The sequence below is a fragment of the Oligosphaera ethanolica genome, from assembly GCF_030814695.1.
GTDB lineage: Bacteria > Verrucomicrobiota > Lentisphaeria > Oligosphaerales > Oligosphaeraceae > Oligosphaera > Oligosphaera ethanolica.
Map to the genome: position 1 here is coordinate 838034 of NZ_JAUSVL010000001.1, position 23737 is coordinate 861770.

The 23737-nt window shown below is 61.4% G+C and carries 24 protein-coding genes; 8 read left to right on the plus strand and 16 right to left on the minus strand.

Features of this window, described 5'->3' with window-relative positions; genetic code table 11:
• Positions 1-28: 28 nt before the first annotated feature.
• Entirely contained in the window at positions 29-811 is a 783-nt protein-coding gene (locus J3R75_RS02945) for a DUF3450 family protein (RefSeq protein WP_307259832.1), read from the minus strand.
• 188 nt (positions 812-999) lie between these two features.
• Between J3R75_RS02945 and J3R75_RS02950 the strand changes: the two genes are divergently transcribed.
• Both J3R75_RS02950 and J3R75_RS02955 read left to right on the plus strand, forming a co-directional pair.
• On the plus strand, positions 1000-1524 hold the full coding sequence (locus J3R75_RS02950) for a hypothetical protein (protein WP_307259833.1): 525 nt from the start codon (positions 1000-1002) through the stop codon (positions 1522-1524).
• Between the two features lie 8 nt (positions 1525-1532).
• Positions 1533-2540 carry an AAA family ATPase gene (locus tag J3R75_RS02955; RefSeq protein ID WP_307259834.1) on the plus strand — a complete coding sequence of 336 codons (1008 nt, stop codon included), beginning with the start codon at positions 1533-1535 and terminating at the stop codon, positions 2538-2540.
• 89 nt (positions 2541-2629) lie between these two features.
• On the opposite strand, the gene J3R75_RS02960 is transcribed toward J3R75_RS02955, so the two are convergent.
• From J3R75_RS02960 to J3R75_RS02970, 3 genes are all read right to left on the minus strand, one after another.
• Positions 2630-3919: an alpha-L-fucosidase gene (locus J3R75_RS02960; protein ID WP_307259835.1), complete on the minus strand. Its 1290-nt coding sequence runs from the start codon at positions 3917-3919 to the stop codon at positions 2630-2632.
• A gap of 276 nt (positions 3920-4195) precedes the next feature.
• Positions 4196-4600, minus strand: coding sequence for an Hsp20/alpha crystallin family protein (locus J3R75_RS02965; protein ID WP_307259836.1), 405 nt, complete (start codon positions 4598-4600; stop codon positions 4196-4198).
• A 44-nt stretch (positions 4601-4644) separates the two neighbouring features.
• Entirely contained in the window at positions 4645-5085 is a 441-nt protein-coding gene (locus J3R75_RS02970) for an Hsp20/alpha crystallin family protein (RefSeq protein WP_307259837.1), read from the minus strand.
• Positions 5086-5324: 239 nt separating this feature from the next.
• Between J3R75_RS02970 and J3R75_RS02975 the strand changes: the two genes are divergently transcribed.
• Entirely contained in the window at positions 5325-5945 is a 621-nt protein-coding gene (locus J3R75_RS02975; protein WP_307259838.1) for an IMPACT family protein, read from the plus strand.
• 81 nt (positions 5946-6026) lie between these two features.
• On the opposite strand, the gene zupT is transcribed toward J3R75_RS02975, so the two are convergent.
• Positions 6027-6899 carry a zinc transporter ZupT gene (gene zupT, locus J3R75_RS02980; protein WP_307259839.1) on the minus strand — a complete coding sequence of 291 codons (873 nt, stop codon included), beginning with the start codon at positions 6897-6899 and terminating at the stop codon, positions 6027-6029.
• Positions 6900-7290: 391 nt separating this feature from the next.
• Between zupT and J3R75_RS02985 the strand changes: the two genes are divergently transcribed.
• Positions 7291-8025 carry a metallophosphoesterase gene (locus J3R75_RS02985; protein ID WP_307259840.1) on the plus strand — a complete coding sequence of 245 codons (735 nt, stop codon included), beginning with the start codon at positions 7291-7293 and terminating at the stop codon, positions 8023-8025.
• Here J3R75_RS02985 and J3R75_RS02990 read toward each other — a convergent pair.
• The 10 genes from J3R75_RS02990 to J3R75_RS03035 form a co-directional block, all read right to left on the minus strand.
• Positions 8016-8255, minus strand: coding sequence for a hypothetical protein (locus J3R75_RS02990; RefSeq protein WP_307259841.1), 240 nt, complete (start codon positions 8253-8255; stop codon positions 8016-8018). The two genes, J3R75_RS02985 and J3R75_RS02990, sit on opposite strands and share 10 nt — an antisense overlap.
• A 5-nt stretch (positions 8256-8260) precedes the next feature.
• Positions 8261-8875, minus strand: a complete 615-nt coding sequence (locus J3R75_RS02995) for a DUF1559 family PulG-like putative transporter (protein ID WP_307259842.1) — start codon at positions 8873-8875, stop codon at positions 8261-8263.
• Positions 8876-8942: 67 nt separating this feature from the next.
• Positions 8943-9599: a DUF1559 family PulG-like putative transporter gene (locus J3R75_RS03000; protein WP_307259843.1), complete on the minus strand. Its 657-nt coding sequence runs from the start codon at positions 9597-9599 to the stop codon at positions 8943-8945.
• 51 nt (positions 9600-9650) lie between these two features.
• On the minus strand, positions 9651-10298 hold the full coding sequence (locus J3R75_RS03005) for a DUF1559 family PulG-like putative transporter (RefSeq protein ID WP_307259844.1): 648 nt from the start codon (positions 10296-10298) through the stop codon (positions 9651-9653).
• A gap of 40 nt (positions 10299-10338) precedes the next feature.
• Positions 10339-10989 carry a prepilin-type N-terminal cleavage/methylation domain-containing protein gene (locus J3R75_RS03010; RefSeq protein ID WP_307259845.1) on the minus strand — a complete coding sequence of 217 codons (651 nt, stop codon included), beginning with the start codon at positions 10987-10989 and terminating at the stop codon, positions 10339-10341.
• 22 nt (positions 10990-11011) lie between these two features.
• Positions 11012-11737 carry a lipoate--protein ligase family protein gene (locus J3R75_RS03015; RefSeq protein WP_307259846.1) on the minus strand — a complete coding sequence of 242 codons (726 nt, stop codon included), beginning with the start codon at positions 11735-11737 and terminating at the stop codon, positions 11012-11014.
• Between the two features lie 14 nt (positions 11738-11751).
• Entirely contained in the window at positions 11752-12987 is a 1236-nt protein-coding gene (locus J3R75_RS03020) for an LL-diaminopimelate aminotransferase (protein WP_307259847.1), read from the minus strand.
• Positions 12988-13074: 87 nt separating this feature from the next.
• On the minus strand, positions 13075-13956 hold the full coding sequence (locus J3R75_RS03025) for a YecA family protein (protein WP_307259848.1): 882 nt from the start codon (positions 13954-13956) through the stop codon (positions 13075-13077).
• A gap of 394 nt (positions 13957-14350) precedes the next feature.
• On the minus strand, positions 14351-15490 hold the full coding sequence (locus J3R75_RS03030; protein ID WP_307259849.1) for a M24 family metallopeptidase: 1140 nt from the start codon (positions 15488-15490) through the stop codon (positions 14351-14353).
• Entirely contained in the window at positions 15487-15861 is a 375-nt protein-coding gene (locus J3R75_RS03035) for a Trp family transcriptional regulator (protein ID WP_307259850.1), read from the minus strand. Before J3R75_RS03035 ends, J3R75_RS03030 begins: the two co-directional genes overlap by 4 nt.
• Positions 15862-16075: 214 nt before the next feature.
• On the opposite strand from J3R75_RS03035, the gene J3R75_RS03040 reads away from it, so the two are divergent.
• From J3R75_RS03040 to J3R75_RS03055, 4 genes are all read left to right on the plus strand, one after another.
• Positions 16076-17065 (plus strand): carbohydrate binding domain-containing protein, encoded by a 990-nt coding sequence (locus J3R75_RS03040; protein ID WP_307259851.1) that lies wholly within the window; start codon positions 16076-16078, stop codon positions 17063-17065.
• 36 nt (positions 17066-17101) lie between these two features.
• On the plus strand, positions 17102-20515 hold the full coding sequence (locus J3R75_RS03045; RefSeq protein WP_307259852.1) for a rhamnogalacturonan lyase family protein: 3414 nt from the start codon (positions 17102-17104) through the stop codon (positions 20513-20515).
• A 78-nt stretch (positions 20516-20593) separates the two neighbouring features.
• Complete coding sequence (locus J3R75_RS03050) at positions 20594-20767, plus strand: hypothetical protein (RefSeq protein WP_307259853.1); 174 nt, start codon at positions 20594-20596, stop codon at positions 20765-20767.
• A gap of 148 nt (positions 20768-20915) precedes the next feature.
• Complete coding sequence (locus tag J3R75_RS03055; protein WP_307259854.1) at positions 20916-21350, plus strand: hypothetical protein; 435 nt, start codon at positions 20916-20918, stop codon at positions 21348-21350.
• Between the two features lie 520 nt (positions 21351-21870).
• Here the strand turns inward: J3R75_RS03055 and J3R75_RS03060 are convergent.
• Complete coding sequence (locus J3R75_RS03060) at positions 21871-23682, minus strand: asparagine synthetase B family protein (protein ID WP_307259855.1); 1812 nt, start codon at positions 23680-23682, stop codon at positions 21871-21873.
• Positions 23683-23737 lie beyond the last annotated feature (55 nt).

Genomic DNA, 23737 nt, shown 5'->3' on the forward strand with positions numbered 1-23737 from the left:
GCCAGCGACAGGGATAAAAGCTTACGCGTCACGGCCGCACCTCCCCGACGATGGGCGGCAGTGGCAGGCGCAGAAGTTGCGCGGGCTGTTCTTTGCGAGCCACTGCCATGGCCTGGGCAACGGCGGGAATCCACTCGTCCTGCCAGCGCCATTCCCAGCCCGCAGCCGTCGGTACGCCCATGCCGGCGCGATCGCCGCCGGCTGACAGCGCGTAGGCCACGGCCAACCCGAGATACATCACGTCATATTCACGGCGCTGCTCGTCTGGGTTAGGCAGGACCTCCTTGGCCAGATGAATGCCGTGGTCATACTGCTCAATCTCAGTCAGCACACTCAGCTGCGTCTGCAGGATGCCCGGCAGTTCCGTCAAGGCCGGTGCGGCTTCCGTCAGGCGCTCCAGGCGGGAAAAAGCGTCCTGCAAATGCCGGCGCAGGTCCGGCGGCAGACGTCGGCGTAGGGCCAACAAGGCGTCGTTCTGCGTCAGCATTGCCGCACAGAGCTCGCCGAGGCGCGCTTGCAGCGCCGTCAGTTCCCCGGCGAGGTCCGCATTACCGGCAGCACTCGCGGCGGTTTCCTGCCGCTGTGCCGCCAGGGCCGTAGCCAGCACTGCGCTCTGCTTTTGCAGGATTGCGAGCTGGTCCTGTAGGAGCTGCCGTTGACTCTGCCAGTCCTGGCGGGCCGACCATTCGCTACGCTGCAGGTCTGCCAAGCGCAGCACCTGGCTTTCCATGGCCCGCAACGCCTCGGCAGCGACGAGGTCGGACAGCAACAGCAGTGACAAACACCCTACGCAGACAATTTTTGCAAGCATGGCACCATCATTTCATCAACCGACACCGGGACAATTCGAAGAAGATAACGGCTGGGGGCGCTAGCCACCGATCGCCGTGTTCAGTTTTGCAATTGGGGCATAACATAATATGTTTTTTGTTTACTGCCGGCGCGCCAAAGCCCGCCAGCACCCGCCCAGCCGCCTTTCACCCCCAAACGACGGACATCATGCACACTCCCACCGCGCCATCCCGCCCCGATAAACAAGCGACCTTCTACCGTATTTTCTCCCTCTGGCTGACCATCTGTCTGGCGACTTTGGCCGCGATGATGCTGGGCGGCGCCCCCGGCAATCCCCTCACGCCTTTTCTGCCCATCACGGTCAGCTTGGCCGGCATCGCCGTCATGGGTGTGTCCGTCATCTGCCTGTGGGGGTTGCTTTTCGTCGTACCGATTTACTACCTGAGCGAGGCGTGGCTGCGCCTGGCTGCGCCCAAGCTCATTCCGCTGATCTTCCTGCTCCAGGCGCTGCTCACCACGCTGTACTACCTCTTCGCCGGCGAAATGGCTTGGCGACAGGGCGGCCAGGCGTTCGGCATCTTCGCACTACTGCTGGTCGCCGTGGTAGTCGCCTATGGCCCGGCCGAAGTCCGCCGGCATATCAACCACCGCGCACGCATCCTCAAACGCTGGCTGCGTAAGATGCGCCAGCATGACGAGGCAAAACCGGAAAACGCTCCGGCCAAACGCTGACAGGCATCATGCAGAATCCAACTCACAGCGCCGACACCGTCTGTTCGCAACGCATCGCCGCGCTCCGCGAGGAAATCGGCCGCGTGCTCGTTGGCCAACGCGAGCTCGTTGACGGCATGATCATCGGCCTGCTCTGCGGCGGCCACGTGCTTCTGGAAGGCCGACCGGGCCTGGCCAAAACCCTCGCCGTCAAGACCCTCGCTCAATGCCTCGGCGGCAGTTTCGCCCGCATTCAATTCACCCCGGACCTGCTCCCCGCCGATATCTGCGGCTGCACGCTATTCAATCAAGCCGAAAAACGCTTCGAAGCCCAGCCCGGCCCCATCGCCGCCAACGTGGTCTTGGCGGACGAGATCAACCGCGCGCCGGCCAAAGTGCAAAGCGCGCTTCTCGAAGCCATGCAGGAACAGCAGGTGACCATCGCTGGCAGGACCATGCCTCTGCCACAGCCCTTCTTCGTCGTCGCCACCCAGAATCCCATCGAACACAGCGGCACTTACGAGCTGCCCGAGGCGCAGAAGGACCGCTTTATGCTGCAAATCGAATTGCCGTATCCGCGACGGGACGACGAACAGGCCATCCTCGAGCGCATGGCGACAACAGCCAGCAATACGGCTGCGCATGCCGTGCTGTCCTGCGCGGACGTCTTGGCGCTGCGCCAAAAGGTCGATGCGGTCCATATCGCGCCGCGCCTGCGAGAGTACGTGCTCGACCTGGTCATCGCTACCCGCCCCGGCGAAGACGCCGAACTGCGCTTCGTCAACCGCGACGCGCTGACCGGCATCGGCGAGCTCATCGACTGCGGGGCGTCACCGCGCGCCTCCCTCGCGCTGGTCCTGGCCAGCAAGGCCCACGCGCTGCTCAACGGGCGCAATCACGTCACCCCCCATGACATCCAGGCTTGCGCACCGGCAGTCATCGCCCACCGATTGGTCACCAGCTTCGAAGCCGATGCACAGAAAATTACCCCCCGCGACATCGTCGCGCAACTGCTCGGCCTCGTGCCCGCGCCATAACCAATCGTAGCCTCACGGCATGCCGTGAGGAAAGGCCAGCGTAGCCTCACGGCATGCCGTGAGGCGACGGAGGGGGCGCGTCGTGCGCTTTATTTGAGGAAGAGTTCGATTACTGGCACGTCGCCGCAGGCCGACGGCAATAACACCGGCAGTTCGAGAGTCAGCGCGTTGCCGGGCGAGGTGCTGTTCAAGGCGGCGTGAATGGCCGTACCGGCCTCGCGACGCTTGATTTCGCTGCCGTCAGCCAGCAGCTGCGCGTACTTGACCTTGCCCGCCAGGTTGTCCAGGTGGATGTGCTTGAAGGGCCAGGCAAACAGGTGCAGATACAGGCACTTCGTCGTCGCATTGTAGGTGTAACGACAGTCGGCGGGCACCGGGAATTCCGCCGGCGCCTGGCCGCAGCCATAAATTGACCGGCTGTGGACTTTCATCCACGCCGCATAGCCCGCCAAACGGTCCTTCGCCCGCTGGTCGAGATAGCCACGGGACGTCGGGCCCACATTCATCAGCAGGTTGCCGCCGCGCGACACGTGGTTCACCAGCATCTCGATGCACATCTTTACGCTCTTCCAAGTCGCTTCGTCGCGATGATAGCCCCATGAACCCGACAAAGTCTGGCAGCCTTCCCAGACCACCGGATTACCCTTGTCGTCCACCATGCCCTTGTCCGGCGTGTACTGCTCAGGCGTCACAATGTCGCCGGAGCCGGGGAGGTCCAGGCGGTTGTCAACAATGATATCCGGCTGCAGTTTGCGCACCTGCTTGATCAGCTTCTCGGATTCCCACTCGTCGTGGCCCTTGCCGTTTTCACCGGGATAGCTGAAGTCGAACCACAGGATGTCAATCTTGCCGTAGTTGGTCAAGAGCTCGGTGACCTGGTCGCGCATGTATTTGGCGTAACGGCTCAGCTTGCGGCCCTTGTTGAACTCCTCGGGCTTCATCTTGTTGCGCATGGGATGAATGCGGTCCCAGGTGAAATCCGGATGATGCCAATCAATCAGCGAATAGTAGAAGCCCACCCGCAGACCCTCGGCCCGAAATGCGTCAACGACTTCGCGCAGCAGATCGCGGCCGGCCGGCGTGTTGGTCGCTTTGTAGTCGGTGTATTTGCTGTCCCAGAGACAGAAGCCCTCGTGATGCTTGGTGGTGATCACAAAGTACTTCATGCCGGCTTCGCGCGCGGCCTTCGCCCATTCCTTCGGCTCGAAGAGATCGGGGTTGAACAAATCAAAGTACACCTGGTAGTCCTTGTCGGTTATCTCTTCGCGCTGTTTCACCCACTCGTGCCGCCCGAGCATGGCATACAAGCCCCAGTGAATGAACATGCCGAATCGGTCATGCGTGAACCAGCTCGTGTCGCCCTTGCCGTAGTTGCCCATGTGTCCGCTCCTTGCTCTTAGACTCCATTTCACACGTCTGCTCGACAACGCCAGACGGCGCGCCGAAAAAGGCACCGCTCAATATAGGAAGCCCAGACGACAACGTCCAACACCAACAAGGCAAATCAACAAAACCAGCGAGAATGCCGGCACCACCCCTTTACCACAGCTCCCAAACGCGCAAAGGGCGCGGAGAACTCGCTGTTCTCCGCGCCCTGCGTGTCCGCCTGCGGCCGGCAGCGGCGACTTCGGCGCCGTGCCCATCGCTCTTGGCCATCAGCAGGCTTTCACCTCGATCCGCCGCGGGGCCAGTTCCTTGATCTTCGGCAGCGTCAGGCGCAAGACGCCGTCCTTCATCACCGCCGTGATCTTCTCCCGATCAATGGTGTCACCCATGGTGAATTGCCGCTCATAGCGGTAGTCGGGCTGGTACTCCGTCCGGATCAACTCCATGCCCGCCGGCACCGGCGTTTCGCGATGCCCCTTGATGGTCAGGCTGTTGCCGTGGAGATCGATATCGACATTCTTCTCGTTCACGCCCGGCATGTCGGCCAGCAAAAGGACATCCTTTTCAGTTTCCAGGATATCTACTGCCGGCGACAGCACAACGGCCTCGCGCCGTTCTACGCGTTGGACATTGGCTTCGTTGTCTTTATTGACTGTTCTTACTTCCGTTGACATAGTTCACACTCCTTTCCTGGTTTGTTATGACAGTGTCCTGTTCATCAACCAGCTTTGATGGCAATCTTGCGGGGCTGGGCACTCTCGGCCTTGGGGAGCCGCACGGTCAGAATGCCGTCTTGATAGCGGGCGGCGACCTCACCGGTATTGACCGGGAAGGGCAGCGCGAAACTGCGCACAAAACTGCCGGCGCCGCGCTCCTGCCGCAAGTACTCTGCGCCCTCGGGCGCCTTGTCAACCTCGCGAGAGCCTTTAAGGGTCAGGGTGTCTTGATTGACCGTCACGTCGAGATCCTTGGGGTTAATGCCCGGGAGCTTCATGCTCAATTCAAGAGCATCGTCGCTCTCGTACACATTGACCGCCGGGAACTCGCCACTCAAGCCCTGCCAGGGAGAAGCCCCAAAGGCCCGGCTGAACTCGTCTTGCAGGTCCCACAGATCACTCCAGGGATTCCAGGTCGATTGTCTTGAACGTCTCCAGAACATAGCGTGCCTCCTTTCACTGGCTTGGTTGTCCTTGCCGCCTGCTGTCGGCGGCGGCCTGTCGTCACATTTGTTCGCGACATTTGGACATTAGCAAAAGGCATGCCAATTTCAGGAGAGAGGGCGCCGCAGCTCCCGCCAGCGCTTTTCCGCGCGGCCGGCACGGCGCCGAGCGCGCTGCGGTGTTACATTTTGTCACAGTTCCCGCGCATTATTGTCACAGTCGCCAAGGACACTCCGCCATGCTCGTTCTCTGCGCTCCGGCCAAACACGAAATCATCGTCCGCAATTCCCGCTTCATCGCCGAAGCGGTGCCGGTCGGCAGCGCGGAAGAAGCCCGGGACGTCCTGCGGCAGCGCAAAGAGGAGTACGCCGACGCCAGCCACGTCGTCCACGCCTTCATTGTCGGCATTGGCGCCAGCATCATGGGCTGTTCAGACGACGGCGAACCCGCCGGGACCTCCGGCCGCCCTGCCCTGGAAGTCGTCAAAGGTAGCGGCATCAGCAATATCATGGTGACCATCACGCGCTACTTCGGCGGCACCAAACTGGGCACGGGCGGCCTGGTCAAGGCCTACACGGAAAGCGTCCAGCAACTGCTGGCCAGCGCCCAGACGAAGGAATGGGTGGCCACCCGCGCGTTTTCCCTGCAGGCGCCATACACCCTCTACGAGCCAAGCAAAAAAATCCTCCTCACCCATGAAGCCGAAATCAGTGACGAGGTCTTTGCCGACGAGGTGACCCTGCGCGGCACGATGCGGGAAAGTGCCATCGCCAGCGCTGAACAGCAACTGCAGGACCTCTCGCGGGGCAAAATATCCCTGCAGGTCGAAGACGATAGCGGGGACCACGCGACACCGTGAGTGGCGCTGGCGCTCACGAGGAAGCACGCCAGAGACGCCGGCGTTGAGCGCGGCGCGACACCGGCACCAGGGTTGCCTAACTCACTTCAGCAGCAGCAGGCTGATGCACATCATGAGCATGCCCGCAACCAGCCCAAGAATGCTGTCGTGGCCTTTGCCGTAGGCGCGGCTGCTGGGCAGCAGCTCGTCCAGGCTGATATAGACCATGATGCCCGCCACCAGCGCAAAGGTCGCACCCATCACCTGAGGCGGCATGGCCCTGCCACCCAGAAACAGTAGCAGGACGACATAGGCGACCGCCGCGCCTACCGGCTCGGCTAAACCGCTGAGCAATGAATAGACAATTGCTTGCCGACGACTTCCCGACGCAAAATAGATCGGCACGGCCACGCTGATGCCTTCCGGAATATTATGCAGTGCCACGGCGATGGCGATGGCCAAGCCGGTCTTGGGCTCATGCAGCGCCGCCATAAATGTCGCCAGACCCTCGGGAAAATTGTGGATGGTCACCGCCAGGGCGGTAAACATGCCCAGGCGCATGAGTTTGAGCGGCGAATGCTGGTGGTCGTGGCCGTCGCTGCCCTTGGCGCCCGGCTCGGGCGCCTCGGCCCCCGTGCGCACCGCCGCCCGCTCGGCCGCCGAGTGCATCTCGTGGGGATTCTCCGCCGCCGGAATCAACGCGTCAATCACGCCAATGAGCAGCATGCCCCCAAAAAAGCCCAAGGCGTTGAGCCACTGCCCACGCGTCTCGCCATATATCTCCTCCAATGTGGCACTGGCTTCCGGATAGAGCTCCACAAAGGATATGAACAACATCACGCCGGCCGAAAAACCCGTGGCGACCGCCAGAAAGCGATAGTTCGTCCGCTTCGAAAAGAAGGCAAAGAGACTGCCCAGACCCGTGGTGATACCCGCAAAAAAAGTCAGCCCGAAGGCCATCCACACGTTTTCCATCCGCGCTACCCCTGTGTTGTGGTTCCCTGAGGATGCTCTGCTGGTCAGACCGATCAGTCGGATCATCAGACCGATCGGACCGATCGGACCGATCAAGTCGACGATCCGGCCGATCCGGCCGATCCGGCCGCGATAACAAGAAAGACGATCCGTCCGATCCGTCCGATCCGTCCGCGATACCAAGTCGACGATCCGTCCGATCCGTCCGATCCGTCCGCGATAACAAGAAAGACGATCCGTCCGATCCGTCCGATCCGTCCGCGATAACAAGGATGAAGGCCCGCCCGCGACAAAAGACCGTCTCTGTTCCTCTTCACTTTTGCCGTAACGGCGATAATGTAATGCCCCGACGCCGTTTCACCTCCGCCCGCCACCCGAACGACCAGCCAGCATGATCATACTTATCGCCGACGCCCACGTCCACTCCCATACCCCGCGCGCGGACAACTTCCGCGCCATGCTCCAGGCCATCGCCACCACCGACCACGACGTGCTCTTCCTCGGCGATATCCTCGATCTGTGGGTCGCCATGCCCCGCTATGAAGACCCCTACTGCGCAGAATTCCTCGCCTGGTGCCGGCGGGAAAAAGAGCGCCGCCGCGTGGTCTTCATCGAGGGCAATCACGAATTCCACGTCGCCAAGCTGCACCGCCAGGCTTTCAGCGACAGCGCTGTGCTCGACTTTCGCCTGGGGCACAGCCTCTTCCTGCACGGCGACCTCATCCAGTGCAATCTGGTCGGCCACCGCGTTCTCCACGGCATCGCCAAAAGCCGCGTCGGCGAGCTCATCTTCCGCTATGCGCCATGCGGCCCGGCCATCGCCCACTGGGCAAAGAACCGCTTCAGTAGCAAGGCCCGCGGCATCGCCAGCTTCATTCCCGAAAAGACCATTCTCGACTGGACCTCGACTGTCCTCAACGACGACTGCCGCCATATCTTCATGGGCCACTTCCACCTCGGCAGCGCCTGGACACTACCCGACGGCCGCAGCTGCAACATCGTCCCAGCATGGAAATTCCGCGGGGATATTGGCCTCCTCGACAACGAAAACGCCAGTCTCCAAACCGGAAACTGGCGTGATTTACTCGGCGTGCCGGGCGAAAAGCCACCAGCGCCTCAGCGGTAGTTGAACAGCGCGTCCAGCGCGACATTCTGGCCGCTAGCGGCGTTGAAAGCCCGCAAGACTTTCTGCCTAATGGCCGTGGTCAGCCAACGGCCCTTGCGGGCTTTCGAGACCATCTTGTGCGTCACCTGCTCCGTCGACGCGCAGACCAAGTCGTCGTTGGTCAAATCCAATTCAAGCATCAAAGCGTCAATCGGCTGTTCGCCGTATTCGCGTTCCTGTTCTGGTTTCATCGTGGTCAATTACCTGTGGGGTAGAATTTATTAAATAGCACCGAGCCGATCTTCTGCGTGCCCACATGGCCATCCGCAAAAGTCAGGTTAATCATCTCATTGTGGGGAAAGGCCAAACGCAGGTTGGTATTGACGTTAGCAAAATTGGGCTCGACTTGGGTCAAACCGTCAATGCCCCAAGGCGTCGTCCCCGTGCGAACCCGCTCGGCAAAGACAATGCCCTCCGACGGCGTCTGCCTAATCGCTGCATTGGCACCGGTCACGCTGTATAAATAATTGGTGTTGACAGCCGTCACCGTCGAACTCGCCGAGGGGCAGAACCAGATCTTGTTGTCGCCAACGTAGGGATTCAGCAAAAAGCGATAGCCGCCATCGGCCGTTGCCGGCACCCAAGTGTTGTTCGCCGAATCCCAGTAGTAACGCGCCATACGGTCGTCGTGGTCCTGCATGTACATCATCACCGCCACGCCCAGCTGCTTCATGTTGCTCACACAGCTGATCGCCCGCGCCTTCTCACGCGCCTTGCTCAAAGCCGGCAACAGCATCGCCGCCAGAATCGCGATGATCGCAATCACCACCAACAACTCAATCAGCGTAAATTTCAGTCTCTGGTTGCTCATGGAGGGTCTCCGTTGTTCTTTCCCACGCTCTCGGGTATATATTGGTAGATCAAAAAAATAGGTAGCGTCAGATCGGCGGTGCCATGTAATACGGCGCCGGCCCGGTGAAATCACGGGTGGACAGCGTCCTGAAGCTGCGCCACTCGGCATGGCCGTCCATGAAACCGCAGATCGTGCCGTTATTGTGGTTCTTACGAATACGGTTGAACAACGAACTGGCGCCATTACTGTCGTTCCAGTCCCAGAAGATGCAGTTGCTGCCATCGGCCATGGCGATGCAGGCCGAAGGCGATTTGTCAGCAGACTTGTCCACCCAGGTCGGCAGATTCATCGCCGAGCCGTCACGGGCAACACCCGTCGGGTATCTGCCGCCCAACATGCCGTAATTGACCGTCGCCACCACCGATGGGCAGACGAAGGCCTTCTTGTCGCCGACGTAAGGGTAGACAAAGCTCATGCTCGCGTACTGGCCTTCGCCATTGATTTTGGTCATGCTGGCGTAGGTCGTCGTGCCTTGCGAAGTCGTCATCATGTACTCCACGTTGTCGTCGGCGTACATACGCAGACCAAGCCCCAGCTGCTTCATGTTGGAGGTGCAGGAAATCGTCCGCGCCTTCTCCCGCGCCTTCGCCAAGGCCGGCAACAGCATCGCCGCCAGAATCGCGATGATTGCAATCACCACCAAAAGCTCGATCAAGGTAAAAGCTCTTTTTACACTGTTCATGGTCCGCAACCTCCTTGTGTATACCACCCGTAACGTTAGGCAAACCAAGGTCTAGTAAATGGTAACCGTGCTCCCCGTACCCCAGGCGCCAATGCCCAGAATTTTCGAATTGGCCTGTACGGCCTGGCCTTTTATCCCGGCAACATGGCCATCAAGGAAGCCGATGTTCATCATCTGATTGTGCCGCGCGCAGCAGCGATAGGGCCGGTCGCTCTGCAGCCATTCTTCCGTCGCATCGCCAAGAACACCGCAATCCGACGGTGAACTGGAAAACGACCCCGTGCCCGGAACCGCGTGGCGAACCTTGCCGTGCAGTGCCGTCGTCAACGAGTAGTCTTTGCCAAAAGCGGTCTTCTTGACCGTTTGCCGCGAACTCGGGCAGAGAAAGGTCTTCTTGTCACCAACATAAGGCACCAGCGCCGGCTGGTAGCGCCCCCACTCGTACACGACAAATGTGTCCGTGTCGTAGTAGGTGTCGGCATTCCAGAAGAAATGCTGACTGGGAAAGGTGTCAAGGTTATCGTCTAGATACATTTCCCACCCCAGCATGATCTGCTTCACATTAGACGTGCACGAGATCGCCCGCGCCTTCTCCCGCGCTTTGCTCAAAGCCGGCAACAGCATCGCCGCCAATATCGCGATGATCGCAATCACCACCAAAAGCTCGATCAGGGTAAAATGCCGTTTTCTGTCAGTCATGGTGCTCCTCCTTACCGCAAATGAGTTTTTCGACGCTAGCTCAATAAATCGTCACATATTTCCCGGCCGCCCACCACGTCAGCCCAAAAATGCGATAATTGGCCTGCACCGCCAGCCCCTTGACGGAGCCGACGTGGCCGTCCAAGTAACCGATATTCATCATCTGGTTGTGCCGCGCGCAGCAGCGGTCCGGCCGGTCGCCCTGTATCCACTCCTCAATCGTATCACCGATGACGCCGCATTCCGACGGCGAGGCAGAAAAACCCGTACCCGGATATCCCGGCACTTCATTCCTGGTCTTGCTGTGCAAGGCCGTGCTCATGGCATAGTCGCGGCTGAAAGCAGTCTTCTTGACTGTTTGCCGTGAGCTCGGGCACATGAAAGTCTTCTTGTCACCCACATAAGGCACCAGCGCCGGCTGGTAGCGCCCCCACATCGTCACCACGAAAGTATCCGTGTCGTAATAGGTATCCGCATTCCAGAAATTATACTGGTACACGAAAGTATCCGCATTGTCATCCAGATACATGGCCCAGCCCAGCATCACCTGCTTCTGGTTGGACGTACAGGAGATCGCCCGCGCCTTCTCACGAGCCTTGCTCAAGGCCGGCAACAGCATCGCCGCCAGAATCGCGATGATCGCAATCACCACCAAGAGCTCAATCAGCGTAAACCGCACCGCTTGCCGCATGTTGCCATCTCCTTGCCTTGTGTTACCTTCGACCATTCCATTCGTCCGTTGCGTACTTCTCAGCTCGACACCTCGCCACCGCGGCAAAAAATTCGTCCGCCGGGTGATAATCCAACATGGTCACCGCCATAATACTCGCAAAACCGCGGATCAGCGCCTGGGTCATGGCTGCTCGTTCGTACGGCAGTGGGCCGCCAAAGTGTATGCTGCCCTGGTGCAGTATGCCGTCGTGCGTCCGCCGCTGGGCGCTGCCCGCAATCTTACGATCACCAACAAGTATATCAAATTTCGTCGGGTTTTTAAAGCAAATCATGGATAATCTGTCAATATTGTGTGGTATGACCTGCTCCGCGAGCTCGGCGGAGACCGCCAAGTCCGTCAGACCGGCCTGCACCGAGCGGTTGATCCAGTCATAACTCGTGACCCGATCCAGCCCCGCCAGCCAATGTTCCGGCGGCAATACCACGGTGTAGGTGTAGTCATAATCATGATACACCACGCCACCGCCCGTCGGCCGCCGCACCACGGCATAGCCGGCCGGCGCGGCATCACGGCGCTGAATATAGCCAATGGACACCGCCAGGCGATCCCAGCCGTACACGCGCAACAGCGGCCGCCCGCGGCTCGCCGCCGTCGCCAGCAACACGTCGTCCGCCGCCATGTTGAAGGCCGGATCGTGAGCGCCGTCCAGCCACAGATGCCATGCTTCCGGCGCCGGCGGCCTATGCGTGTCGTTGTCGTTTGCCATGGTCCCGCCGCTCGTCAGAATTCAAAGACCGAGTCGGCCAAGCGCGTCTTGACTTCAGCAAGCACCCGCTGCTCCTCGGCCAGAGTCGGCGCCACAAACGTGGCGGAGAAACGGACAAAGTGGCCGACGTCGTCCCACGGCACCGTGCTAATGAGTTTCTCCATGATCATCCAACGGCTGAACTCTTCCGCATTGGCGAAGCGCACGCCGCCCTCGACACCCTTGGGAATGGCCACGTACAGGTAGAAAGAGCCCTCGGGCATGGCCGCGTCAAAACCGAGCTCGCGCAGGGTCGCGACCAGTGCCGCCAGACGCCGGCGGTACTTCTCGCAGATCTTCGGCGTAATCGCCCGTTGATTGGCCAGGGCCTTCGCGGCGGCCTTCTGAATCGCCAGGAACTGGCCGCTGTCGGCGTTATCCTTCACCGTCGCGAAGGCCTTTACCGCCGCCGCACTGCCGCAGACCCAGCCTAGACGCCAGCCGGTCATATTGAAGCCCTTGGACATGCTGTGCAGCTCCACTGCGACGTCCTTACCGCCGGGACGGGACAGAATGCTCAGCGGCGCGCCCTTGAAATTCAACGGCGCATACGGCGCGTCAAGCACCAGCAAAATGTTGTTCTCGCGGGCAAAGGCGATCGCTCGGTCGTAGAATTCCGGCGTAGCCGACGCGCCCGTGGGGTTGTTGGGGTAGTTCAGGTAGATCAGCTTGCAGCGCCGGCGCTGGTCGGCCGTCAGGCTCTCCAGGCAGGGCAGAAAGCCGTTCTCCTTGAGCAGGGGCAGATTCACTACTTCGCCGCCAAGATATTGCGTCCAGGTGCCCATGACCGGGTAACCCGGCACGGTCATCACGGTGATATCGCCAGGATTGATGAAGCAGGTCGGCAAGAGGCTCAGCGCCGACTTGCTGCCGATGCTGTGCACGACCTCGGTCTCGGCATCAAGCTCGACACCGTACAGCTCGCGCATATACGACACGACCGCCTGCCGGAATTCCATGCAGCCATTGTCCGCATAAAAACGGTTGTCAATCTTATCGGCTTCTTCCGCCAACGCCGCGACCACCTCGGGGAAGGCCTTATCGTCGGGCTCGCCGACGCCCATGTCAATGAGCTCGACACCGGGACGCGCCTTGCGGGCGGCGGCCTTCGCGCGCTTGATCTTCTCAAACTTGTAGATCGTCGTGTCCTTGCCAAACTGCTTGCCGCCAATGCGCTCGGCGAACATGTCCTGCAGATAAGAATCAGCCATGTCTTGTTCCTTTCGCTCTATGTGATGGGTGATAAAGTTTATTCGCATGCCCCGCCTGCTAGTCGACAGGCACGCTACGCCCAGCGTTTAGTTGCCGGTCCCGCAGCACTTCTTGTATTTTTTGGCGCTGCCACAAGGACAGGGGTCATTGCGGCCGACCTTCGGTGCTTCCCGCACCACCGGCTTGCCGCGCTCAGGCATGCTGACGTCCTGCTCATCCCCCGCCGGTTTGAGCATCGCCGCCACTTCCGCTGGCATATCTTCGTAAAGCCCTTTGTGCTCCTTACGCAGCATGTCGCGGAAATGGTGACTGCCTGCACCGAAGAGGCCGTTGACCACCTTGCGCACAAACGAGGTCTGGTCGCCAAGACGACCACTGTCCAGCACGTTCATCACCTGGGGCTTCAGCTTGATGCCGCCAACCACCGTCGCATTGACCACCAGCGCCATCCACAGCTGCCAGTTGTCCTTGGCATCCAACCCCTGGTCCAACAGCACGCGATACTGCTCAACCGCCTCACGCTCACTCACCCGGCCCTCAAGCCACAGAAAATGAATCGCCAGCAGGGCCTGCTCACGCAGAACCAACTGCAAACTACTGTCCAGAACCAGGTCGCCAAATACCGGCAGGTCATCAGCCGCCGCCAAAGAGCCGAAAATACGATGCAGATCCAGCGCCAGCCAGTCCTTCTCGGGCATTAACTCCGCAAAACGCGGTTGGCGAACCAGCCGTAGCAGATCGCCAAAAGACTGCTCGTCACGCCAATGCGCCAACCACAGCAAGGTCACCCGCAAGCTCGCCAGGCTATCCGCAGCCGACAAATCGTCAGGCGCGAGAGCAAAATGAGCTAGGCTAGCGCGCAACGCGCTCTTCGCCGCCTCACCATCGGCCTGCACCGCCGCAACCCCGGCGGCAATCTTCTCCGCGTCAGCATCGGCAAATAACAACGCTATATCTTTACTGTCCATAGAAATCGCTCATTTCCTAAAGCAGAATGTTTCCCCAAGACATGACCGGCATCGGCACTGGGCAAAAAGTCTTAATATACCCGAAGTATGACCCAACCGCCATTCATTTGGCCGTATCAGACCGATCAGACCGATCAGACCGATCAGACCGATCAAGTCGACGATCCGTCCGATCCGTCCGATCCGTCCGCGATAAAGAGCAAGATGATCAGACCGATCAGGCCGCGTAGGGGCCGGACCTATGTGTCCGCCCTAGCCCGATCCGTCCGATCCGTCCGATCCGTCCGCGACAACAAGACAGAAGATCAGACCGCGATAAAATCGGCGACATCGGCGGAGACCAGTACCCGCACCGCAACCCGCGCCCCACTCCGCGCGCGCCCGCGCAGCCTCTTCAGGGTATTTCCAGGTACACCGGCGCCGTCGTCAGGTTTTCGGCGCCAGCGTCGGTGATGACTGCGACGTCTTCGATGCGAATGCCGCCCCATTCGGGGTAGTAGAGCCCCGGCTCAATGGTCACCACGTTACCCGTCACCAGCGGCGCGTCATTACGCAGATTCAAGCCGGGGTATTCATGGATGTCCAGCCCGACGCCATGCCCCGTGCTGTGAAAAAAGCCTCGGGCCGGCCCGGGTTCAAACACAGTCACGTAGCCGTCTTCGGCAAAAACGGCCTCGACGCGTTCGTGCACGGCCTTGGCAATCACGCCCGCGGCCAGCATCGCCAGCGCCTCGCGCTGGGCCCGTTGCACGCTGGCGAAGGCACGGCGGACGCAATCAGGCGCGCGCCCCTTGACCAGGGTCCGCGTCAAGTCACCATAGTAGCCCGTGCGGTCACAGCGGGGAAAAATGTCCAGCACGATCGGCGCATTGGCCGCAATCGGGCCGCTACCCTCACAGTGAGGACTGGCGCCCTGCGTGCCTGGTGCCGTGATGGTGTGAGAGGCCGTGCCACCATGTCGCGCCACTTCGGCGTTGATCTCGCCGCGCAGCAACTCGGCCGTTAGCACTGCGCCCTGCCAGCAGACCATGCCAGCGGCGTCAATGACGCTCTCCCGCAACACCTGTTCGGCCCGCCGCAGGCCGGCCTCGGCTAGCTGCACGCCCTCGCGCAACCACTCAATCTCTTGAGCCGTCTTGACGGCCCGCGATGGACAAAAATGCGGCACGCTCGCCAACACAAGCCCCTTATCCAGCAGAATTTTGGCCAACGCGAAGGGAAAATTGGCCGGCACCTGCCAGGTCGTAACGCCGCAGTGCCTCGTCAACGCTACGATCAGGTCACTGATCCCCGGTCGCTCTTCCACCACGCCCCAGCGCGCCGCGGCCTCCCTGGGCGTCAAAACGTCCAGCCCCGACCGGCACTCGGCCTGTGCCCGCGCCAGTTCCATGACGTTGATCACAATCCCCCGCTGCTCTCCAACTGCATACCACAAAAATTCGTCGGTCGTCGGAAAACCCGCCTCGTACCACAAGTCCGCACAAGCTTCGCTGGACGCGTAGAGCAGGCGGCCCGTCACCTCCACTCCACTCATAGAGAGCCGCCCTTCCCTGTTTCCCGGGCGCTTTTGCGCGTCCGGGAATGCGCGGTCAGACCCTTCCCCTCCTGCTCGTATTCAGCCCAAACCCGCCTAACCACGCGGCAGAAATCGTCTTCACCATATTTCATCAGCCGGGAGCCACGGGCGATCTTGCCCAGACTAATGCCCAAGCGCTGACTAATGTCCCGTTGCGTGAAACCGGCCTCCAGACACTGCAGCAAGCGCCAGCGCAGATGAATGCCCTCCAGCTCGGAGGGCGTCAGCAAACCCTGCAGCACCACCGCCAACTCGGCGCGATTGCGAGTTCGCAATAAAATGTCCGCCAATTCGTCAACCCATGGAGCTATCTTGGGTTCCAGAGCCATAGTCGCCTCCTTGCCTGAAGTCACACGAGATAAAGATCAAAGACTAACCATAATCCGCGCAACCTGTTTTTCGACTGTCCACACGCTATTCACCGCGCTTTTTCTTGCAAAGCGCCGCCGGCTGTCCTACAGTTTCTTCGTGCCTGCGGCCCTCTGCAGCAGCGCCCCTCGCCACGACTCGCTTGAACCCCAACGCGCATGATGGAGCACCGCCATGTTTTCCACCCGCCTCGTCCTCGTCCCCGCCCTCGTATGCTGCGCTGTGACCGGCATGGCCCAGACACTGTTGCACTTCGAAGCCGAAGAAGTCATCGTCAACAAGGAAGTCGTCATCAAAGACAAAATGCGCCCCGATCTCTGGACGTACTGGACCACCGACAAGGACGCGGACAAAAAATGGTCCGGCGGCGTGGTCATCCGCAGCCCCGAAGTCAAAACAGACCGCGCCACCCCCGAAGAAGGCGCGCCCGTCCTCTATGTGAGCATTCCCATGCCCGAATCGGGCACCTGGGACATTCGCGCCACGGGCATCAACCGGCCCATCGCCCTGTCCCGCGACGGCGGCAAAACCTGGATACGGCAGACGTCACCACTCATCGCCGAAGGCGTTGTCGCCGACGGCACGCCCTTCACCTGTTGCTTCGATGACGCCTTCGCCCATGACAAACCAGAGCACCGCGGCGCCACCTACCTGGATTACTTCAGCATCATCCCCGCCATTCCCACCGTCAATGGTGTCAAAAATCCCGACTTCGAAGCCGTAACCACCACCAATGCTGACGCCCCGCCAGCTGGCTGGTCGTGGTGGTCGCGGGACGGCGCCGGCCAGGCTCGGCCCTTCAACGATGCCAAATCAGGCAAACAAGCCGCAAAAATCACCTTCACCGGCGACAAAGACTGGGCTTTCAATAACGACGGCGGCATCACCGTCAGCAAGGGCCAGCAATTCACCGGCAGCGTCTGGGTCAAAATCCTCAGCGCCAAGTCGGCAACGGCGATCACCCTGCAGGCCGTGGGCAGCAAGGACAAAAAAGTCGTCAAACACGGCTACGCTGCCGCCAAAGCCAGCGACAGCAATGACTGGCAACTGCTGACAACGACTTTCACCATCGGCGACGACATTGACCACATCCGCCTGCGCATCATCGGCGCCGGCGACACCGACATCGTCGTCGATACCTGCAATCTTGAACCAGCAAACTGACGCGCCCCGAAACCCAAGTCCCTCGGAGGATCCAGCATGTTCGCACGCACTCGCACCCGCGCCGCCATCACGGCCGCCATCGCTGGCGCCATCACGGCCCTGCCCCTGCTCGTCCGCGCCCAGCGCATTGAAGTCGAAACAACCATCGTCAATCACGATGCCACCACCGACGATGTCGTCAGCGAAAAACACTGGTGCATCTGGCGCAGCGACAAGGACGCCGACAAAAAATGGTCCGCCGCCGTCGTCATCCGCAGCCCCATCGTCCGCCAAGACCGCACGGACAGCGCCGAGGGCGCGCCACCCCTGCACTGCCGCATCCCCGTTCCCGAACCCGGCATCTACTCGCTCAGTCTCTTCGGCTCGCAGCGCCCAGTAGGCGTGTCCCTCGACGGCGGCACGACCTGGCAGCGCTTCACTCAAGGCACTCTCGCCAGCGCCATGGACGTCACTGCCGACCATATCGATTGCCATTTCGATGACCGCTTCGCCGCCGAAATACCCGCCCAGCAGGGCGCGGCATACCTCGACTATTTCATCCTCGAACGCATCACCAATGTCAAAAACAACCTCGCCAACCCCGATTTCGAAGCCGGCCAGCCCGGCGCCACGCCGCCCGGCTGGACCTGGTGGCACCGCGAAAACCTCGGTCAAGCCGTCATCACCATCAGCGCCCCCGAAGGCAAGCAGGCCCTGCACATCACCACGCCCGCAGGGCGCGACTGGAACTGCAACAACGCTTTCCGCATGGCCGTCAAGCCCGATACCGAATACCGCATCAGCGCCCGCGCCAAAACCGCCACCGGCGGCGCCAATCTCGCTATCGTCGGCCTCAAAAATGGCCAGGTCGTCACCTGGCAACACGGCGCCGCCAGACTCCGCAGCAATAGCGACTGGCACGAAGCAAAGGGATTCCTCACGTTCACCGCTGAGGACGATCTCGACGAGGTCTACCTGCGCATCGCCGGCAGCGGCGCCGCCGATATCATCATCGACGATATCGCCATCACCCAGGTCATCCGCGGCGCCACCCCGCCACGCCCCCCCGTGCGGGGCTTTGCGACGTCCCGCGTGCAGGAAGCCATGGACCGCGGCCTCGTCGCCATGCCCGACGCCGGCGGCGTCTATCTGTCCTGGCGTCTCCGCAAAGACGACCCGCAGGACATCGCCTTCAATGTCGTCCGTACGCGCCAAGGCCAACAGACCGTAATCAGCCCCGCGCCCATCCGCCAAACCGGCGATTTCTTCGATGCCAATGGCCTCCCCGGCGACAGCTACGAGGTCGTTGCCGTCAACGCCCCCAATGCGCCTGCTGGCAAAGCCGTCGCCGTCGCCCGGGCCGATGCCGGCGACCTGCCCTACTTGTCCTACAAGATCAGTAACCCGGAAGCTAGCGTGCAGAAAGTCGGCGTCGGGGATCTCAATGGCGACGGCGCTTACGACTATGTCGTCAAACACCCCAGCGGCAATGTCGACCCCTGGAGCGTGGTCTGGTACGCGTCACCCGAAACCTACAAACTTGAAGCAATCCTCAGCGACGGCACCATCCTGTGGACCAACGACCTCGGTTGGGCCATCGAACGCGGCATCTGGTACTCGCCTTTCGTCGTCCATGACCTCACCGGCGACGGCAAGGCCGAAGTCGCCCTCAAACTCGGCGAAGGCGACCCGCGCGATGCCGACGGCAAAGTCACCTCCGGCCACGAATGGCTCGTGATCTGGGACGGCATGACCGGCCAAGAAATTGCCCGCGCCCCATGGCCCGAACGCAAAACATTCGAAAGCTACAATCTCGCCTCGCGAAACCAAATCATGGTCGCCTACCTCGATGGCAAGACGCCCTGCATCGTCGCCCTCCGCGGCACCTACGGCGCTATGCTCGCCGACGCCTGGCAACTCAACAACGGCAAGCTCGAAAAACTCTGGTCCTACAACAACGAAGAACTCTCCAGCCGCTTCTGGGGACAGGGCGCGCACACCAACTACGCACTCGATATCGATAACGACGGCCGCGACGAAATCATCCTCGGCAGCGCCGTCATCGACGACAATGGCCAGCCACTCTGGACCACTGGCAAGGGACACCCCGACGGCGTCTTCGTCGGCAAACTCCGCCCCGATCTCCCCGGCCTGCAAATCGGCTACATCATGGAAAGCCGCCAACGCAAAGGCGGCATCTGCATGGCCGACGCCCTCACCGGCAAAATGCTCTGGGAACTCGACACGCCGACCTCGCACGTCGACGGCAAAGGCACCTGCGCCGATCTCGACCCGCGCTACCCCGGCGTCGAACTCGCCGGCGCCGACATGGCCATCCTCGAACCCGGCACTAACAAACGCGGCCTGGTCACCGGCTGGCTCTTCACCGCCAACGGCGAACTCCTCAAGGAAGGCAAAGACATGCCCTACCGCTTCGGCACCTGGACGGTTTATTGGGACGCCGATCTGCAAAAAGAACTCATCCGCGGCAAAATCGTCGATCCCGACGGCTACGACGTCAGCACCGCCACCCGCCGCGGATCAATCATCATGGTCGCCGATGTCCTCGGCGACTGGCGCGAAGAAATCTTCGCGTCCGTCCCCGGCGAGCTGCGCATCTACACGACAACCATCCCAGCCATGGACCGCCGGACCTGCCTGATGCAAGAACACAACTACCGCCTGCGTATCGCCTCCAACGCCATGGGCTATCCCTCGGAAGCCATGCTGCCTTACGACCCCGAAAGCGAATCGCCTAACCTCAACCTGACCTACCAGCTCAACGACGACGGCGCCAGCCTCCGCATCGTCGCGGTCGCTTCCCGCCACGCGGCCATCACCGGCGAGATAAGTCTCGACCCCATCGCTGGCGTGACTTTCTCACCAGCGTCATTCCCGGTCAATCTCCAGCCCGGCGAACGCCTGGTCACCACCATCACACCCACCTGGGACAACGGCTACGATGGCCACATCAAGGCCCGCCTCAACCTCGGCAACGGCACGTCCCTCCAAGGACAGGTCTTCGCCCGAGCACCACGCGGCACCCTCAAAAATGCCATCATCCGCGAAGCCGAAGACATCAGTTCGCAACAGGGCGGCACCGTGCAAATACGCGATGACAAGGCCGGCACCAGCGGCAAGTCCATCTCCCATTGGGACCCCCTGGGACACACGCTCAGCTGGGAAATCACCGTGCCCAAACCCGGCAAATACCACTTCTTCGTCCGCTACTGCAATGTCAGCGGCGCCAAACGACGCGTCGTCATCAATGACCAGGACCTCGGCGAATGCACCTTCGCCGCCACCGGCGGCTTCGGCGGCTCCGCCCTCGACTGGGATCACTTCAGCCCTGTCCACAACGGCCACAAGATGGTCTTCGAACTCAAGGCCGGCACACAACGCGTCGTCATGGAAAACACCGACGGCGCCGGCAATAATCTCGACTACGTCGCCCTCAAAGCCGTGGAATAAATCACGCGGCGGCGTGCGTCAACGGCCATCGCGCAGCGCCCACTACCGCTGCACGGTGTTTTGTTGTGGAACTCATCTTTGCTTAGTTTAGCTTTGCTTGAGGTCATCCCAAAGAAAGCGGTCAGTAACCATCCCGGTGGGGAAAACACCGGGGACAATTTGCAGGAAACCCACGGCCAACCGCCGCTCAGCCAGTCGACCTTGATTTCCGCCGACCTTTGCGGCAGCGGTGTCATAGCGGCCCCAGAGTAGCAGCGGCTTCCAGCCGCTGTGCGCACGACTCGTGCGGCGGGGGAGACGGGCCGGGTACGGTCGGCGTGGATGACGAGGACGGTTTTATGAGCCGTCTTGTCGGAGTGGGCGAGACGCCCACTCCACGGCCGCGAGACGTAATCGGTCAGTGTACACCCCGGCGCTTCGCTGGGACAATTTGCAGGAAACCCACGGCCCGCCGCCGCCCAGCCATTCGATCTTGATTTCCGCCGACCTTTGCGGCAACGTGTTTCATAGGAGTAACCACCCCGGTGGGGAAAACACCGGGGACAATTTGCAGGAAACCCACGGCCAGCCGCCGCCCATATGGGAGACTAACCAGGCAGCAAGTTTCATAGGAGTAACCACCCCGGCGCTTCGCTGGGACAATTTGCAGGAAACCCACGGCCCGCCGCCGCCCAGCCATCCGACCTTGATTTCCGCCGACCTTTGCGGCAACGTGTTTCATAGGAGTAACCACCCCGGCGCTTCGCTGGGACAATTTGCAGGAAACCCACGGCCCGCCGCCGCCCAGCCATCCGACCTTGATTTCCGCCGACCTTTGCGGCAACGTGTTTCATAGGAGTAACCACCCCGGTAGGGAAAACACCGGGGACAATTTGCAGGAAACCCACGGCCAGCATTTGAGCGCCCTGTCGCAAACCGCCGTCCCGGCGGCATTTGAGCACTGAAAGCGCGATATATGATAGCCCAAGGCAAGCGCCGCCGTCCCGGCGGCATTTGGCGCTTAAAGCGCGATATATGATAGCCCAGGGCAAGCGACGCCGTCTCGGCGGCATTTGAGCGCTGAAAGCGCGAGATATGATAGCCCAGGGCAAGCGCCGCCGTCTCGGCGGCATTTGAGCGCTGAAAGCGCGATATATGATAGCCCAGGGCAAGCGACGCCGAAGGCGGAGCGACGCCCTGGGTACAACGGCGACATTGTTCGTGTTCCTCGGCCTCTTTGGCCCCAGTCGGCGAAGCTGACTGGGGCCAAAGAGGCAATGGAACCAGGCAATGCCTTCCCCGTCCTGTACCGTAATGCCCGGCGCGGTGCTTTTTTAGGTCGTCCCTTTCCTCCCCCTCGCAGAACCCAACAATGCTTACCGTCCCTGCTCCAGCCAGAGTCGCAGGCAGTACAGCGCCCAGAGTCTGGCGCCGTGGTCGCATTGTGCGGCCAGGTGTTCGTCAACATAACGAGCGAGCACTCCGCCATCGAACCAGCCATCGCGGTCCCACTGGCGCTGCTCAGCCACCAATGCACGCATCGCCGGCGCCAGCTCGCTGCGCAGCCATGCTGCCACCGGCACGCCAAAACCGCGCTTGGTCTGCCGCAGCAGTGACGGCGGAATAATCCCCACGCCCAGCGAGCGCAATAGCCGTTTACGCTCACGGCAAGTCACGCGGTACTGCCTTGGCAACTGCAGCGCAAAACGCGTCACGTCCATATCCAGAATGGGCGCCAGAGGCTGCACGTCGGTGCCCATGGCCGCCAGCACGTCCTTGCGACAGCCGTCGTCCGGCACATAATGCAACAAATCCAGCAGATTCATCTGCTCGACCAGATCGCGCAGGCCGCTCGCGGCGATGTCCGCCGCCCAGTCGTCCAGGTAGCTCGGCGCTTCACGCAGGGCCGCCGGCGCCGTCAGTTCGAATCGCATTGCCGGCGAAAACAGCTCCTGGAAACTCGCATAGCAGGGCAAGGCCTCTTGCGCCCAAGCCGCCGCCAGTCGCCGCAGACTCGACAACGCCGTCCGCTGTTCCGCATGCTCTGGCAAGCAGCCAAGTGCGCCTGTCGCCAGCGCCCGCACCAGCCCGCGCGGCAGCAGTCGCAGCCGTTCACGCAAGGCCATGACTTGATAGCGCCGATAGCCACCGAAAAGTTCATCGCCGCCATCGCCCATGAACACCGCCTGGGAGCCCCCGGCCGCCGCAAAACGCATGGCGATGGCCGTCGGCAGCAGCGACGAGTCGGCAAAGGGCTCGCCGGCAGCAGCCAGCAACTCCGGCAGCAGGGACAAATCGGCCGGCGTCACCACCCGCTCCGTGTGCTTTGCCCCGGCCATCGCCGCGGCCTCCGCCGCCAGCACCCGTTCGTCGTAATTGCCCTGCTCAAAGCCGATGGTGAAACTATGGAAAGGCCCCGTCTTCAGCGGCGCCGCCATGCCCAGAATCACGCTGGAGTCGATCCCGCCCGACAACAGTATTCCCGCCTCGGGATACGCCTGCAGGCAGCGCCTGATTGACTGTCCGAGCAAGCACCGCGTCTCCTCCAGCGCCTCGCCATAACTCAAATTGCCGCGCCCACCCGCCAGCGGCCGCCAATAACGCTCTGCCACCGCGTTATCGCCCCCATTCCAGGACACGGCTGTGCCGGCGCTTACTTTGCCGATGCCGCGATATATGCTCCGCGGCGATGGGACGTAACCCAAAGACAAATAGTCGCTTAATGCATGAAAGTCGATCCCAACCTCCACCCCGGGACAACCCCGCAGCCATGGCAACGAGTCCGAAAAAAAGACCACGCCGTCTTTCCGCCGCGCATAATAGAGAAATTTTTGCCCATGCTGGTCACGTAGCAAAGTCAGGCGCCGGGGTTTTTCCTGGACTATCGCGGCCACGAAGGGGCCGTTGAGTTCAGCTAGTGCGGCAACACCGCGCGCAACAATCAGCCGGCCGACCAGGGCCGCCCCGGAACAATCGCCCGCCAGGCCCGTCGCAGCCGCTAGTTCGGCGTGGTTGCTGACGCGACCGCTGAAGAAGGCCCGCGCGCCGCCCTCCCCCGACTGTTCGCCACCACTCATGTACTGCCAGCAAAGCGTTGGCGCCGGCGTCGCGCCTGGCAACGCGGCGATGACATCGGCCGGCAAGGCGTCGCCGACCATCGCTACCACACCCCACACGCACTCTGTCATGGCCTGTTTCCTTCTGTATACTAACGTCCTGGCGCGACACGCCCGTGCCACGCGC

Coding starts and splice junctions, on each gene's coding strand:
- J3R75_RS02945 (WP_307259832.1), bottom strand. CDS start 811: ATGCTTGCAAAAATTGTCTGCGTAGGGTGTTTGTCACTGCTGTTGCTG.
- J3R75_RS02950 (WP_307259833.1), top strand. CDS start 1,000: ATGCACACTCCCACCGCGCCATCCCGCCCCGATAAACAAGCGACCTTC.
- J3R75_RS02955 (WP_307259834.1), top strand. CDS start 1,533: ATGCAGAATCCAACTCACAGCGCCGACACCGTCTGTTCGCAACGCATC.
- J3R75_RS02960 (WP_307259835.1), bottom strand. CDS start 3,919: ATGGGCAACTACGGCAAGGGCGACACGAGCTGGTTCACGCATGACCGA.
- J3R75_RS02965 (WP_307259836.1), bottom strand. CDS start 4,600: ATGTCAACGGAAGTAAGAACAGTCAATAAAGACAACGAAGCCAATGTC.
- J3R75_RS02970 (WP_307259837.1), bottom strand. CDS start 5,085: ATGTTCTGGAGACGTTCAAGACAATCGACCTGGAATCCCTGGAGTGAT.
- J3R75_RS02975 (WP_307259838.1), top strand. CDS start 5,325: ATGCTCGTTCTCTGCGCTCCGGCCAAACACGAAATCATCGTCCGCAAT.
- zupT (WP_307259839.1), bottom strand. CDS start 6,899: ATGGAAAACGTGTGGATGGCCTTCGGGCTGACTTTTTTTGCGGGTATC.
- J3R75_RS02985 (WP_307259840.1), top strand. CDS start 7,291: ATGATCATACTTATCGCCGACGCCCACGTCCACTCCCATACCCCGCGC.
- J3R75_RS02990 (WP_307259841.1), bottom strand. CDS start 8,255: ATGAAACCAGAACAGGAACGCGAATACGGCGAACAGCCGATTGACGCT.
- J3R75_RS02995 (WP_307259842.1), bottom strand. CDS start 8,875: ATGAGCAACCAGAGACTGAAATTTACGCTGATTGAGTTGTTGGTGGTG.
- J3R75_RS03000 (WP_307259843.1), bottom strand. CDS start 9,599: ATGAACAGTGTAAAAAGAGCTTTTACCTTGATCGAGCTTTTGGTGGTG.
- J3R75_RS03005 (WP_307259844.1), bottom strand. CDS start 10,298: ATGACTGACAGAAAACGGCATTTTACCCTGATCGAGCTTTTGGTGGTG.
- J3R75_RS03010 (WP_307259845.1), bottom strand. CDS start 10,989: ATGCGGCAAGCGGTGCGGTTTACGCTGATTGAGCTCTTGGTGGTGATT.
- J3R75_RS03015 (WP_307259846.1), bottom strand. CDS start 11,737: ATGGCAAACGACAACGACACGCATAGGCCGCCGGCGCCGGAAGCATGG.
- J3R75_RS03020 (WP_307259847.1), bottom strand. CDS start 12,987: ATGGCTGATTCTTATCTGCAGGACATGTTCGCCGAGCGCATTGGCGGC.
- J3R75_RS03025 (WP_307259848.1), bottom strand. CDS start 13,956: ATGGACAGTAAAGATATAGCGTTGTTATTTGCCGATGCTGACGCGGAG.
- J3R75_RS03030 (WP_307259849.1), bottom strand. CDS start 15,490: ATGAGTGGAGTGGAGGTGACGGGCCGCCTGCTCTACGCGTCCAGCGAA.
- J3R75_RS03035 (WP_307259850.1), bottom strand. CDS start 15,861: ATGGCTCTGGAACCCAAGATAGCTCCATGGGTTGACGAATTGGCGGAC.
- J3R75_RS03040 (WP_307259851.1), top strand. CDS start 16,076: ATGTTTTCCACCCGCCTCGTCCTCGTCCCCGCCCTCGTATGCTGCGCT.
- J3R75_RS03045 (WP_307259852.1), top strand. CDS start 17,102: ATGTTCGCACGCACTCGCACCCGCGCCGCCATCACGGCCGCCATCGCT.
- J3R75_RS03060 (WP_307259855.1), bottom strand. CDS start 23,682: ATGACAGAGTGCGTGTGGGGTGTGGTAGCGATGGTCGGCGACGCCTTG.